Origin of the sequence: Bacteroides sp. ET489 (assembly GCF_030518095.1) — a bacterium.
In the GTDB taxonomy this organism is placed as follows: Bacteria; Bacteroidota; Bacteroidia; order Bacteroidales; family Bacteroidaceae; genus Bacteroides; species Bacteroides ndongoniae.
The window spans coordinates 125,462-138,260 of sequence record NZ_JAULLJ010000007.1 but is presented as its reverse complement, the minus strand read 5'-3'; the positions used below and the strand labels follow the sequence as shown (position 1 = coordinate 138,260).

The following is a 12,799-nucleotide window of genomic DNA, read 5'->3' as shown; positions in this document are numbered from 1 at the left end:
TGCGAAAAAAGAGAGAGCGAGTCATGGATAGAAAGGTGATCATAGGAATGTGTGTTTCTGCCGTTCTGTTTGCTTGTTGCACCGGTAAGCCGAAAAAAGCCGCTGTGGAAGAACAGGAAGATTTAAAGGCGAAAGAAATGTTCCAGGGAATATGGCTGAGTGATGATACGGAAATTCCGTTGATGAGAGTCGATGGAGATACTGTTTATTATGCAGATCCGCAAAATGTTCCGGTGGCTTTTAAGATCGTTCATGACACGCTCTATTTATGTGGAAACAAGGTGACTGCATATAAAATCAATATGCAGACAGAAAACAGTTTCTCGTTTTATTCCCTGTCCGACGTACTTGTTAAATTGCATAAGTCGGAAAATCCGGATGATGTTCTTGTCTTTGCTGAGCACAAGGTAGAAGTTATTCCGACAATCAGTGAGGTGATAAAAAAAGATAGCGTAGTGATGCACAAAGGCAATCGCTATCATGGCTATGTCTATATCAATCCTTCCAAGATGAAAGTTATCCGGACTTCATACTCGGAAGATGGCATCGGAGTGGATAATGTATACTATGATAATGTGATTCACATTTGTGTATACAAAGGGAAAGAGATGCTTTATGGCGAAGATATAACTAAAAAGATGTTTGCCAGTGTACTTGCGCCTGAGATTCTGGATCAGTCCATCCTCTCGGATATGGATTTTCTCGGGGTAAGCGAGGCTGGATACTTGTATAGAGCTGCATTGCGCATTCCCGAAAGTTCGGTATACAATGTAGTAAACCTGACAATCGGGTTTGACAACGTAGTAAAACTCTCTTTATAGGCTTTTCTTTTATTGAAAAGCCCTAAATAGGATTAAAAGGGCTTTTTAGCTTCTTTTTTGCCGTTTCGTCTGTTGCTCTTTTTTCCTCCGCCTTTTTTGCCGTTGCCATTACGCTTGTGGTTCTCGTTGGTACGCGGCTTGTATTCGGGGGCTTCTCCTAATGTTGCGGGGACGGGGATTTTGTAAATGTCTCTTTCTAAGAAGTTCTCAATGACTTTGAAGTTTGATTGTTCCTTCTCGCTGACGAACGTGATAGCGACTCCATCGTTGTTGGCACGTGCGGTACGGCCGATCCGGTGTACATAGTCTTCGCAGTCGTGGGGAACATCGTAGTTGATGACCAGACGGATGTCATCAATGTCGATTCCGCGTGCTACAATGTCCGTAGCGACCAGAATGTTTATTTTTCCGGCCTTGAAGGCATACATTACTTCTTCACGCTGTGCCTGTTCCAAGTCAGAGTGCATTTCGCCAACATTCAGTTTCATGTGTTTTAATGCTTTTGTTACCTCTTTGACTTTCAGCTTGGATGAGGCGAAGATGATGACACGTTCCGGAGTCTGTTCGGCAAACAGATCGCGTATGATGCCTAATTTCTGGTTCTCATAGCAGATGTAGGCTGCCTGAATGATTTTATCTGCGGGCTTCGAAACTGATAATTTGACTTCTACCGGATTGTTGAGGATTGACTGGGCCAATTGCTGTATCTTGGCAGGCATTGTTGCCGAAAACATGATGGTTTGCCGTTCTTTAGGCAGATATTTTGCTATTTGCATAATATCATCGTAAAATCCCATGTCGAGCATGCGGTCGGCTTCGTCCAAAATGAAATAGGAAACCCGAGAAAGATCTACATATCCCAGACTCAGGTGGGCTATCAATCGCCCGGGAGTGGCAATAACAACATCTGCGCCTAATGTGAGGCCTTTTTTCTGCTGTTCAAAAAGAATTCCGTCATTACCTCCGTAAACGGCTACACTTGATATCGGCATAAAATACGAAAAACCTTCCATCTGCTGGTCTATTTGCTGGGCCAGTTCGCGTGTAGGAGCCATAATGATACAGTTGATGGCGTCTTCGGGATGTTCTTCCTCGGAGAGTTTGTTCAGGATGGGCAATAAATATGCAGCCGTTTTTCCTGTGCCGGTTTGAGCTACGGCTATCAGGTCCTTACCGTCGAGTATGACGGGTATTGATTTCTCTTGTATCGGAGTACATTCTTCGAAGCGCATGGCTTCCAGTGCATCGAGTACTTGGTCGTTAAGTGGTAGTTCGGAAAACTTCATGTTTTTGTTTTATATGGCGCAAAGATAGCAATTTCTATATTTAAGGCAAAAATAAACGGTTCGCTTATTGGGGTGTGTTATTTGGGCAGATCGATATAAGAATCTTTAAAACCGAGAAAATAGAGTACGCCATCCAGGCCAATCGTGTTGATGGACTGCTTGGCGTTGGCCACTACTTTGGGTTTGGCATGAAAGGCAATACCAAGACCGGCAATGCCCAGCATGGGAAGGTCGTTGGCTCCGTCGCCCACGGCAATTGTCTGTGCGATGTCTACTTTTTCCACCTGTGCGATGAGGCGTAAAAGCTCGGCTTTACGTTTGCCGTCTACTACATCGCCCAGATACCGTCCGGTCAGCTTTCCGTCTACGATTTCCAACTCGTTGGCATATACGTAATCTATTCCATATTTCTTTTGCAGATACTGGCCGAAATAAGTAAAACCTCCCGAGAGGATGGCTATCTTGTATCCGTATTTCTTCAGCACAAACATCAGGCGGTCTACCCCCTCTGTGATAGGCAGGTTTTCTGCTATTTCTTGCATAACAGATTCGTCAAGTCCTTTTAGCAGAGCTACCCGTTCACGGAAACTCTCGATGAAGTCTATTTCTCCGCGCATGGCCCGTTCGGTGATGGCTTTCACTTTGTCGCCGACACCGGCGCGTATAGCCAGTTCGTCTATAACTTCTGTTTCTATCAGTGTGGAGTCCATATCAAAGCAAATGAGCCGGCGCATGCGGCGGTACATGTTGTCTAGCTGGAATGAAAAATCCATTTCCAATTCACTGGCCAGTCGCATCAGCTGTTCTTGCATGATGGTTCTGTCTTTAGGGGTACCTCGTACAGAAAACTCTATGCAGGCCCTTGTACGTGCTTCGCATTCGTTCAGGGGGATTCGTCCTGTCAGACGCTTGATGGCATCAATGTTCATTCCTTGCTCTGCCAGAATGCGGGTGACGGCTGAAATCTGTCGGGCTGATAATTTACGGCCCAGCAAAGTCAGAATATATCTGTTTTTGCCTTGCATGCTTACCCAGTCTTCGTATTCCTTTGTGGTGATGGGGTAGAACCGGATGGTGACGCCTAATGAAGATGCTTTGAACAGCAGTTCTTTCATAATAAAGCCGGAATGTTGCTCTTCGGTCATACACAAGATGCCCAGCGATAGTGTATTGTGTATGTCGGCCTGGCCGATATCCAGAATGGTTGCATCGTATTTGGCAAGAACTTCAGTGACAGAAGCCGTCAATCCGGGGCGGTCTTCACCGGTAATCCGTATCAGAATGAGTTCGGTATTCGAGGACTGTTGCATAAGATATCTCTGTTTTTCGGTTATTATTCGGCAAAAGTAAAGAAAAAACTTCCTATTTATGCTAAATAACATAAAAATATGACGTTAAAAAGTGAGTTTTTTTCTTGTTTATTTGGATTTTATTTCAATAAATACCTACCTTTGCCGCCGATTTCATAATAAAAGGTTTTGAGTATCAACTATTTTTAGTGTTTTCAGGGCCTTATAAGACAATGTTCCGAGAAGAAATCACTGCCTCGGGGGCAGGCTCGGATAGTATTAACTAAAATCATATTACATGAAGTATGTAAAATGGGTTTTTGTTGTATTACTAATAAGTTCCTTGACTTCTTTTGTAGAAAAAGACAAACCTACGGGAGGTTTGAACGTGGGTGACATAGCCCCGGATTTTGAAATCCAAACTATGTCGGCTAATCAATCCGTACATGAGCTTTCTGACTTGAAAGGCCGTTATGTGTTGCTTAGCTTCTGGGCCAGTTATGATGCGCAGTCCCGTATGCAGAACGCAAGTTTGAATAATGCGCTTCGTGCTTCGGCCAACAACAATGTAGAATTGGTTTCTGTTTCGTTTGACGAGTATAAGTCAGTTTTCGAGGAAACCGTTCGTAAGGATCAAATAGTTACGCCGACCTGTTTCGTGGAAACTGAGGGCGAGTCTTCCGGCTTGTTTAAGAAATATCGTTTGAGCCGTGGATTTTCTAACTATTTACTGGATGATAATGGTGTAATAATTGCCAAAAACATCTCTGCTGCTGAGCTTTCGTCTTACTTGAATTAAACCTTATCCCATTGGGACGGAAGCGTTTAAAGAACCTGTATGAAGAAAGTAGGGGAGTCCTCATTCTGACACGGCTTTGGTGATTGGAAATAAGGACTGGACAAAAGAGGAAATGTATACAACAAAAAAGCCCCTCTTGCTACTGTGCAATGCAGAAGCAAGAGGGGCTTATTTTTATCCCAGTTAGGAAAATCTTTTTTCCTAACTGGGAAAAAATTTTTCTCTAACTGTCTTTTATTTGGGCGCTTTTGTATACAGGTAGAAGGCTATGAAGGTATACAGCACGTTCGGAATCCATACGGCAATCATTGGCGGAACATTGCCGTTGACTGCAAATGTTGAAGCAATGGTCTGGAACAGGATGTATGAGAAACTGAGAGCCAGTCCGATACCCAAGTGTAATCCCATTCCGCCTTTAGTCTTTTTAGACGATAGTGATACGCCGATCAAGGTCAAAATGAACGAAGCAAACGACATGGCGATTCGTTTATGGTATTCTATCTCGAATTCCTTGATATTGGCAAAGCCCCGTTGTTTCTGGCGGTCAATGTATTCACTTAACTGAGGGCTTGTCAGCATTTCCTGCTGGTTCTTCATGATAAGAAAGTCGGCAGGTTCCATAAACAGGGTAGTGTCTATGCGACTCCCTTTGATGATGCTTTCTTTCATTCCGTCCATTTCGCGGATCATATAGTCTTTGATGGTCCACTTATGCAGGGCTGTAGTGTCGTAGGTAATGGCTCTGGCGGTAAGGTGCGATACCAATTGCTTTCCTTTGAACTTGTCCAAAGAGAAGCGGTAGCCAGTTTTGCTATAGTCTTCGTAGCGGTCGATGTAGGCAATGACACCGGTATCTACTTCCAATTGGATGTTACGTGCCGTATTGCTTTTACGCGGCTTGTAGTATTTGTCCTCGAAGTTGATACGGGTAACGCTGCCTTTGGGAATGACGTATGACCCAAGGTAAAAAGTGACTACTGCAATGATGGCTGCTGAAACCATGTAAGGCCGGAGCATTCGCTTGAAACTCATGCCGGTAGAGAACATGGCTATGATTTCAGAATTCTCGGCCAGCTTCGACGTGAAGAAAATAACGGCGATGAAGACAAACAACGGACTGAACAGATTCGCAAAGTACGGAATAAAGTTCATGTAGTAATCGAAAATAATAGCTCGCCACGGAGCTTCGTGCGACATGAACCGGTCCATCTTCTCGTTAAAGTCGAATACCACCGCGATGGAGATGATCAGTGCTATGGCAAACACATACGTCCCCAGGAACTTTTTGATGATATAATAATCCAACCGCTTCAGGTATTTTCCTTTAGGCAGCTCGATGTTTTTTAAAATCTTCCAGTCTATTTTTCTCATAATCTCGTCGATAAGCGTTTTACCATCATCGGCTTCCATGTAGAAAAGTCTCCGGCAATGATATGTTTACGGGCTTCGCCTGCCAACCATAAGTAGAAAGCCAGATTATGTACGGATGCTATTTGCATGGCCAATAGTTCCTGTGCGTGGAATAAGTGGCGCAGGTAGGCCTTTGTATATAATGTATCTACGTAGGATGCTCCGTTGGCTTCGATAGGCGAGAAGTCTGTTTCCCACTTTTTGTTGCGCATATTTATGATGCCGTCTTTGGTGAAGAGCATACCGTTGCGTCCGTTACGGGTAGGCATTACGCAGTCGAACATGTCTACACCACGTTCGATGCCTTCCAGTATATTTATCGGCGTGCCTACTCCCATCAGGTATCTGGGCTTGTCCTTGGGCAGAATCTCGTTGACCAGCTCTATCATTTCGTACATTTTCTCCGTGGGCTCGCCTACAGCCAGTCCGCCGATGGCATTGCCTTCAGCCTCTTTTGAGGCGATGAATTCGGCCGATTGCTTCCGCAGGTCGGGATAGACACAGCCTTGCACGATGGGGAAAAGCGCCTGATGATAACCATACTTCGGCTCGGTCTCGTTGAAACGCTTGATACAACGGTCCAGCCAGCGATGAGTCAGCTCCATCGATTTTTTTGCATAAGCGTATTCGGCATCTCCCGGAGTACATTCGTCGAAGGCCATCATGATGTCGGCACCTATGGTACGCTCAATGTCCATCACCTTTTCGGGGGTGAATATGTGCTTACTTCCGTCGATGTGCGAGCGGAATTCAGCTCCCTCCTCGCGCAACTTGCGGATACTCGAGAGAGAAAATACCTGGAAACCGCCGCTGTCTGTCAGCATCGGGCGGTCGAACCCGTTGAACTTATGCAGTCCGCCGGCTTTTTCGATGACATCCAGTCCCGGACGCAGATACAGGTGATAGGTGTTACCTAAGATGATCTGCGCCTTGATGTCTTCTTTCAGTTCGGTCAGGTGTACTCCTTTTACGGTTCCCAATGTGCCTACCGGCATGAAAATGGGAGTCTCTATCTGGCCGTGGTCGGTCGTTATCAGACCGGCACGTGCATTGCTTTTACTGTCTGTATATTGTAACTCGAATGTCATTCCTTCTCTTTTTCTGTTTTATCATTTTTTACGGAAAGGTCGATGGCATCGGCTACCTTTTCATTGGTCAGCGCAATGGCAAATACCTCTTTAATATCTTTTACATAGTGGAAAGTGAGTCCCTTCAGGTATATTTCCTGTATCTCCTCTATATTCTTCCGGTTTTCTTCGCTTAAAATGATTTCTTTGATTCCGGCACGTTTGGCAGCCAGAATCTTTTCCTTGATTCCGCCTACAGGTAATACTTTCCCGCGCAGGGTGATTTCGCCCGTCATGGCCAGATTGGCTTTGACTTTTCGTTGTGTCAAGGCCGACGCCAGCGAGGTGGCCATCGTAATGCCAGCCGAAGGTCCGTCTTTGGGGATGGCGCCTTCGGGAACATGGATGTGTATGTTCCAGTTATCGAAAATGGCATCATCTATATTCAATAGCGAATTGTGGGCTTTGATGTATTCCAGTGCCAGCATGGCCGACTCTTTCATTACATCTCCCAGGTTGCCGGTCAGGGTCAGTCTGCCGCCTTTGCCTCGGCTCAAACTTGTTTCAACAAAAAGAATTTCTCCTCCGACGGCTGTCCAGGCCAATCCTGTTACTACACCGGCATATTCGTTGCCCTGATATTTGTCGCGCGTATACTCCGGTGCGCCCAGAAAGTCGTGCAGGTCGCCCGGCTTGATTTCTGTCTTGGCAAAGTAGCCGTCTGTAGCATATTGGCGTGCCGATTTACGGAGTATTTTGCTGATTTTCTTTTCCAGTTCGCGTACGCCACTTTCTCTTGTATACGACTCAATGATAATCTCCAGTGTACTCTTGGGGATTTTGATATCGTTTTTCTTCATACCGTTGGCTTCCAGCTCCTTGGGTACCAGATGCCGGCGGGCAATTTCTATTTTTTCTTCAGTGATGTATCCGCTGACCTCGATCAGTTCCATACGGTCGAGCAGAGGCCCCGGAATTGTATTGAGGTTATTGGCCGTAGCTATGAACATGACTTTCGACAAGTCGTAATCTACATCCAGATAGTTGTCATGGAAAGCCATATTCTGTTCCGGGTCAAGAACTTCGAGCAAGGCTGACGAAGGGTCGCCCTGACGGTCTGAATTTATTTTATCAATTTCATCGAGGATGAAGACGGGGTTTGACGAGCCTGCTTTTATCAGGTTCTTGATGATACGTCCCGGCATAGCACCGATATAAGTCTTCCGGTGTCCGCGTATTTCTGCCTCATCGTGTACTCCTCCCAACGACATACGTACATATTTTCGTTTCAGGGCAGCTGCGATGGAACGTCCTAACGACGTTTTACCTACACCCGGAGGACCATAGAGGCAGATGATAGGTGACTTCATGTCACCTTTCAACTTCAGTACGGCCAGATGCTCCAGAATACGCTCTTTGACTTTCTCCAGTCCGTAGTGGTCCTTGTTCAGGGTCTTCTCTGCGTTGGTCAGACTGAGATTATCGGTCGTATAAATGCCCCATGGCAGGCTGAGCATGGTCTGCAAGTAGTTCAGCTGAACGCTGTAGTCGGGCGATTGCGCATGCATCCGCTCCAGCTTGTCGACTTCTTTCAGGAAGGTGGCTTTTACTTCGGCACTCCATTTCATGGTTCCGGCCTTTTTGCGCATTTCCTCTATTTCCTGCTCTTGTCCGTTTCCTCCCAGTTCGTCCTGAATGGTTTTGATCTGTTGCTGCAGGAAGTACTCGCGTTGTTGCTGATCAATGTCTTCGCGTGCACGCATCTGGATGGATTCCTTGATTTCAGCCAGTTGCACTTCACGGTTCAGGATGGCCAGTAACCGGTAGGTACGGGTGCGCAATTCGTTGATTTGCAATAACTCGATTTTCTCATCTTTCTTCAGAGGCAGATTGGTGCAGATGAAGTCGATGAGAAACATGTGGTTACTGATATTCTTGATGGCAAAAGCAGAGTCTTGCGGGAACATATCAAGCGTACGGATGTAGCGGATAGTCAAATCTTTGACAGCCTCTACCAATGCCTGAAATTCCTTGTCGCCTTTTTCGGGCAGTTCTTCGTTCATGGGGACAATGCGTCCTTTCAGATACGGAGTTGTCTCGACAATTTCTTTTAGCTCCATGCGTTTCGAGCCCTGCAGGATAACCGTTGTTGTCTGGTCGGGCATTTCGAGCACACGGATTATCTTGGCAATAGTGCCTATGTTATGCAAGTCTTCAAACAGGGGAGACTCCGTTTCTGCAATTTTCTGGCATACTACTCCTATATAGCTTCCTTTCTTTTCGGCTTCACGTATCAGTCTCAGGGAAGTGCTTCTTCCTACGGATACAGGCATGAATACGCCGGGAAATAAAACCATGTTCCGAAGTGGCAATATCGGCAGGGTATCATCTACTTCAATATTCATCAGTTGTTCTTCATTTCCTTCAAAATCAGCAATTACGGAGAAACCGTTTCCGTGCCTGTCTTCGATATCGCTTAGGTAATGTCTTTTCTTCATTTTTTTGCTTTTTAATTTAAGTCATATTGGCTGGCCAATAAAGCGCCGCAAATTTAGCTATTTCTTCAATTATAACAGCTTACTTTCTCTTTAAAAACACAAAAACGATGCCAAAATGCATCAATCTTTTTATTCTTTGCTTATTTTTGGGCGTCAATAACAAAGATTTCTATGTCGAACAACTTTTTTCAGTTTAAACATTTTACCGTATGGCATGACAAATGTGCCATGAAGGTTGGTACGGATGGCGTATTGTTGGGAGCGTGGGCGCCGGTTGAGGGATGCACGAATGTGTTGGATGTCGGAACCGGTACAGGTTTGATAGCCTTGCAGTTGGCTCAGCGTGCGCCTCAGGCAAGGATTGTTGGAGTTGAGATAGACAAAGCTGCAGCAGAACAGGCAGAAGAAAATATAGGGCGTTCGGCGTGGAAGGACAGGATGACGGTTTTGTGTTGTGATTTCCGGAATTACAGTTCCGAGGTAGGTTTCGATCTTATCGTATCCAATCCTCCGTATTTTCTTGATGCATTGAAGTCGCCTGACAAGCAACGTTCTGTAGCGCGCCATACTGACAGTCTGAACTATGATTTGCTGTTCCGCCATTCGTCTCATCTGCTACAACCTCATGGAGTGATAGCCATTATAATACCTTTCGAAGTGGAGCAGACCGTTGAAGATGTAGCTTGGATGCATCAGTTGTATCCGGTACGTCGTATGCGTGTTTTTACCAAACCCGGAAAACCATGTCGTCGGGTAATGTTAGCTTTCTCTTTCGAGAAAAGAGAGTGTATCAATGAAGAATTGTGCATTGAGCAAGCGGCAGGAGGGTATAGCAAAGAGTATGTAGATTTAACTCGTGAATTTTATCTGAAGATGTAGTCTGAGTGTGAGGCAGTATATTGTATGAGCAGAATGTTTATTTTGTCTTGAATATTTTATCATTTCCTTTGTGTTTTGAAAAGTGGGAATACGCTTCCTTTTATAACACAGGGTATGGGATATGATTTTATTTTGCCTGTATATAGTGTGATGATGCGCTTGTGGCTTTTTATGTTGTGAGATAACATGATTATATATGTGATTTTTGATTTGGTATGTAGTGAGGAAAGTGGGACATCGCCTTTGTTGGGAATGTAAATTTTGTTTTGAATGAGATTGAAGTTGTCAAGAGGATAGGCAGAGAAGCTGAGAATGATATTGAGATGTAAAAAAGCTTTCAACCTTAAAAGGGGTAGGTGTTGGCAGAAACATTACGGAATTTATATTAAATCGAACGATTTAAAATCTTAGATATGGAATATCTGAATAGCGGTATCTTTATGGTATTGCTATTTTTTGTATAAAAGACTTTGTCTTTAGTACCATATTTAGTACTTTTGCGTAAAACGAAAATGCAATGGGGGCAAAGGAAAAATTGATAGAACGATTTAAGAAACTGCCAAAGGACTTTACCTTTGAAGAAAGCCTGTCTTTATTTGGTTACTTCGGTTACATCAGGCACAACAAAGGGGCTACTCCCGGTTCTCGTATTCGTTTCAAGAACGAAGAAACGGGGCAGTACATAGATATACATCGTCCACACCTAGGAAGCATTATGAAAGCGTGGATGATGAAAGTAATTTATCAACATTTGAAGAATAACGGTTTAATATAAAGAGTTATGGATTATTTGGAATATAAAGGTTATAAGGGTTCTGTAGAATACAGCAAAGAAGATAATTGCCTTTGTGGTAAAGTGCAAGGAATGGGCAATAAAATTTTGATTCTTTATGAAGGGACTACCATCGACGAACTCCAAAAGGATTTTGAAGAAGGAATCGATAGTTATCTCGAAGGGTGCAAAGCGGATGGCGTTGAGCCGCTAAAACCGTTCAGCGGGAAACTTAATCTGCGTATGACTTCTGAACTTCATGCTCGTGTGGCTGCATTTGCTGCAAGTACAGGTATGACTATCAATGATTTTATCAATAAGGCCATAGCCAATGAGCTGGAGCATGAGTGTGCGATGTAAAACGATTCAAGATTAATATTCTTTCAGCGTGATTATCTCAGTAGTCACGCTTTCTTTTTGCCTAAAAACGAACTTCTTTTAATTGTTTTGTCCGACTAGCCTTGTAATTTTCTCTATAAGTAGATTTCTCATATGAAATTATTAATCAAAGTTATACGATATGACAATATTTGAATTAATTTTGGCAGGATTGTAACAGAAGTTTCTTAGAGTGGGACACTGCTACATACGCTTACCCGTACTGTCATTAAGAAGGCTGAGGGTGTGACGTGACGGACGAAACGAAGTCGGAAAATTTAAGGATACGCAAAAGGATACGCATATAATCTCAAAAGTGAGATGTTTTTCCTTTTTTTTAATCTACAAGATGAAAATAGCCTACCATCTTAATTGCTAATTATCAAGATGATAGGCTTTTATTTCTTTGTCGGGGTAGCGGGAACTTAATTCCATCTCTATATATCCTGATAATAAAAGTTAGCAGTCTCTTATTATTTGTCGATTTGTTTGTTTCTGTCTGTTAGTGTCTGAACTAAGCTAATATCTGATAATCAGTCCTATATATTACTTCTTGCTGATATTTGAATATTAACAGTTAATTTCACAGCGATACAGTATTTCAAATAATTCATATATGTCTTCGGGCATCCTTCCTCTGTATAACGTTTTACCCACATTATTCTCTATAACCATCCCTGTAGGATGGCCTTCATCATCAAAATTTTCTCCATCATATACAGCACAGTATATAGAATAGTTCTTATTAGTAAATAGGCATTCTTGAGATTTGTTTTGACTTTCAAATCCTAATGTATTAAGTTCATTTTCTAAATTAAACTTTGAAATTAATTTATATTCTCTACCTAAGACAGATTCCTCATATTGGTTTATAAATCCCTTTGATGGAAACAAATGAGAAAATAGTATCTGAAAAACAAACTTTGATTCAGGCTTTAAGCCATAATATATAACCTGCCCTGATTTCTTATTTCCTTTATATATAGAGATGTATTTAGAATAGATGCCATTAAACGAAACCTCTTCCTGTTCTACATAAACTGAAACGACGCTATCTGATTCATAATCATACAAAAATCCTCCATAGAAAACAGGATCGTCTTTAAATGGGTCGTCCAAACGCTTAAATCTCATCTTTTCCAATTCAGTGTAGAATGAAAAATCTGTTTCCACAGGAAATGTATGCAATATATTAAAACTATAATCCATAACTATTTATTGGCTATTTCTACATCATGATCACCGAATATGAAACGGAATACCTGATCTTTTTTTTCTTTCCCCATTTCAATAGTCAATGTAGCCTTTACCTCTGTTTTATTATTTGAACCTATTGTATCTAATTCGACATACTTCTTTGGATAGGTTATTAAATCAATTAGTGTCATACCAAAAGCGTCAGCGACAGCACGAACTGTTTTTAAGTCAGTTTTTATAGCTCCTCGTTCGAATCTCGCATAAGCAGGTTGAGTCAGTTTTAGCATTTCTGCGAACGACTCTTGAGAATATCCTTTTGATTCTCTGATACTTCTAATGTTTTCTAATATCTTATCCATAATATTTAAAGATAATTATTTGACAGACAGTACATAAGTCATTA

12 protein-coding genes are annotated in these 12,799 nt (G+C 42.9%); 5 read left to right on the top strand and 7 right to left on the bottom strand.

The annotated features are described in order from the left end of the window. Positions 1–23: 23 nt before the first annotated feature. Positions 24–821 (top strand): DUF4738 domain-containing protein, encoded by a 798-nt coding sequence (locus tag Q3C19_RS06100; protein WP_071149590.1) that lies wholly within the window; start codon positions 24–26, stop codon positions 819–821. A 32-nt stretch (positions 822–853) separates the two neighbouring features. Here Q3C19_RS06100 and Q3C19_RS06095 read toward each other — a convergent pair whose 3' ends face one another. Beyond that, a complete protein-coding gene (locus Q3C19_RS06095) occupies positions 854–2,107 on the bottom strand; it encodes a DEAD/DEAH box helicase (RefSeq protein WP_302727931.1) in 1,254 nt (417 codons plus the stop codon). Between the two features lie 77 nt (positions 2,108–2,184). After that, positions 2,185–3,417: a phosphoserine phosphatase SerB gene (gene serB, locus Q3C19_RS06090; RefSeq protein ID WP_022162473.1), complete on the bottom strand. Its 1,233-nt coding sequence runs from the start codon at positions 3,415–3,417 to the stop codon at positions 2,185–2,187. Between the two features lie 277 nt (positions 3,418–3,694). Here serB and Q3C19_RS06085 point away from each other — a divergent pair, with 277 nt between their 5' ends. Beyond that, a complete protein-coding gene (locus tag Q3C19_RS06085; RefSeq protein WP_022162474.1) occupies positions 3,695–4,195 on the top strand; it encodes a thioredoxin family protein in 501 nt (166 codons plus the stop codon). Positions 4,196–4,429: 234 nt separating this feature from the next. On the opposite strand, the gene Q3C19_RS06080 is transcribed toward Q3C19_RS06085, so the two are convergent. The 3 genes from Q3C19_RS06080 to lon are packed head-to-tail and all read right to left on the bottom strand — an operon-like array spanning position 4,430 to position 9,170. Further along, positions 4,430–5,566 carry an LptF/LptG family permease gene (locus Q3C19_RS06080; RefSeq protein ID WP_302727928.1) on the bottom strand — a complete coding sequence of 379 codons (1,137 nt, stop codon included), beginning with the start codon at positions 5,564–5,566 and terminating at the stop codon, positions 4,430–4,432. Continuing rightward, entirely contained in the window at positions 5,563–6,693 is a 1,131-nt protein-coding gene (tgt, locus tag Q3C19_RS06075) for a tRNA guanosine(34) transglycosylase Tgt (protein ID WP_071149593.1), read from the bottom strand. Before tgt ends, Q3C19_RS06080 begins: the two co-directional genes overlap by 4 nt. Further along, positions 6,690–9,170, bottom strand: a complete 2,481-nt coding sequence (lon, locus tag Q3C19_RS06070; RefSeq protein WP_071149594.1) for an endopeptidase La — start codon at positions 9,168–9,170, stop codon at positions 6,690–6,692. Before lon ends, tgt begins: the two co-directional genes overlap by 4 nt. Before the next feature lie 171 nt (positions 9,171–9,341). Here lon and Q3C19_RS06065 point away from each other — a divergent pair, with 171 nt between their 5' ends. The 3 genes from Q3C19_RS06065 (at position 9,342) to Q3C19_RS06055 (ending at position 11,181) form a co-directional block, all read left to right on the top strand. After that, entirely contained in the window at positions 9,342–10,049 is a 708-nt protein-coding gene (locus tag Q3C19_RS06065; RefSeq protein ID WP_302727925.1) for a tRNA1(Val) (adenine(37)-N6)-methyltransferase, read from the top strand. A 517-nt stretch (positions 10,050–10,566) separates the two neighbouring features. Continuing rightward, entirely contained in the window at positions 10,567–10,824 is a 258-nt protein-coding gene (locus Q3C19_RS06060) for a type II toxin-antitoxin system HicA family toxin (protein ID WP_277121796.1), read from the top strand. A 6-nt stretch (positions 10,825–10,830) separates the two neighbouring features. Beyond that, positions 10,831–11,181 carry a type II toxin-antitoxin system HicB family antitoxin gene (locus Q3C19_RS06055; RefSeq protein ID WP_277121793.1) on the top strand — a complete coding sequence of 117 codons (351 nt, stop codon included), beginning with the start codon at positions 10,831–10,833 and terminating at the stop codon, positions 11,179–11,181. Positions 11,182–11,769: 588 nt separating this feature from the next. Here Q3C19_RS06055 and Q3C19_RS06050 read toward each other — a convergent pair. Together Q3C19_RS06050 and Q3C19_RS06045 are read right to left on the bottom strand one after the other, a co-directional pair. Further along, the gene (locus Q3C19_RS06050) at positions 11,770–12,408 is read right to left on the bottom strand and encodes a hypothetical protein (protein ID WP_302727922.1); all 639 of its coding nucleotides are present in this window, start codon (positions 12,406–12,408) and stop codon (positions 11,770–11,772) included. Positions 12,409–12,410: 2 nt separating this feature from the next. Further along, positions 12,411–12,755: a helix-turn-helix domain-containing protein gene (locus tag Q3C19_RS06045; RefSeq protein ID WP_302727920.1), complete on the bottom strand. Its 345-nt coding sequence runs from the start codon at positions 12,753–12,755 to the stop codon at positions 12,411–12,413. Between the last annotated feature and the right edge of the window lie 44 nt (positions 12,756–12,799).

What these genes read in the sequence shown, in the direction of transcription:
- Q3C19_RS06095 (WP_302727931.1), bottom strand. Translation starts at nt 2,107, where the DNA reads ATGAAGTTTTCCGAACTACCACTTAACGACCAAGTACTCGATGCACTG.
- tgt (WP_071149593.1), bottom strand. Translation starts at nt 6,693, where the DNA reads ATGACATTCGAGTTACAATATACAGACAGTAAAAGCAATGCACGTGCC.
- Q3C19_RS06060 (WP_277121796.1), top strand. Translation starts at nt 10,567, where the DNA reads ATGGGGGCAAAGGAAAAATTGATAGAACGATTTAAGAAACTGCCAAAG.
- Q3C19_RS06065 (WP_302727925.1), top strand. Translation starts at nt 9,342, where the DNA reads ATGTCGAACAACTTTTTTCAGTTTAAACATTTTACCGTATGGCATGAC.
- lon (WP_071149594.1), bottom strand. Translation starts at nt 9,170, where the DNA reads ATGAAGAAAAGACATTACCTAAGCGATATCGAAGACAGGCACGGAAAC.
- Q3C19_RS06085 (WP_022162474.1), top strand. Translation starts at nt 3,695, where the DNA reads ATGAAGTATGTAAAATGGGTTTTTGTTGTATTACTAATAAGTTCCTTG.
- Q3C19_RS06045 (WP_302727920.1), bottom strand. Translation starts at nt 12,755, where the DNA reads ATGGATAAGATATTAGAAAACATTAGAAGTATCAGAGAATCAAAAGGA.
- serB (WP_022162473.1), bottom strand. Translation starts at nt 3,417, where the DNA reads ATGCAACAGTCCTCGAATACCGAACTCATTCTGATACGGATTACCGGT.
- Q3C19_RS06050 (WP_302727922.1), bottom strand. Translation starts at nt 12,408, where the DNA reads ATGGATTATAGTTTTAATATATTGCATACATTTCCTGTGGAAACAGAT.
- Q3C19_RS06100 (WP_071149590.1), top strand. Translation starts at nt 24, where the DNA reads ATGGATAGAAAGGTGATCATAGGAATGTGTGTTTCTGCCGTTCTGTTT.
- Q3C19_RS06055 (WP_277121793.1), top strand. Translation starts at nt 10,831, where the DNA reads ATGGATTATTTGGAATATAAAGGTTATAAGGGTTCTGTAGAATACAGC.
- Q3C19_RS06080 (WP_302727928.1), bottom strand. Translation starts at nt 5,566, where the DNA reads ATGAGAAAAATAGACTGGAAGATTTTAAAAAACATCGAGCTGCCTAAA.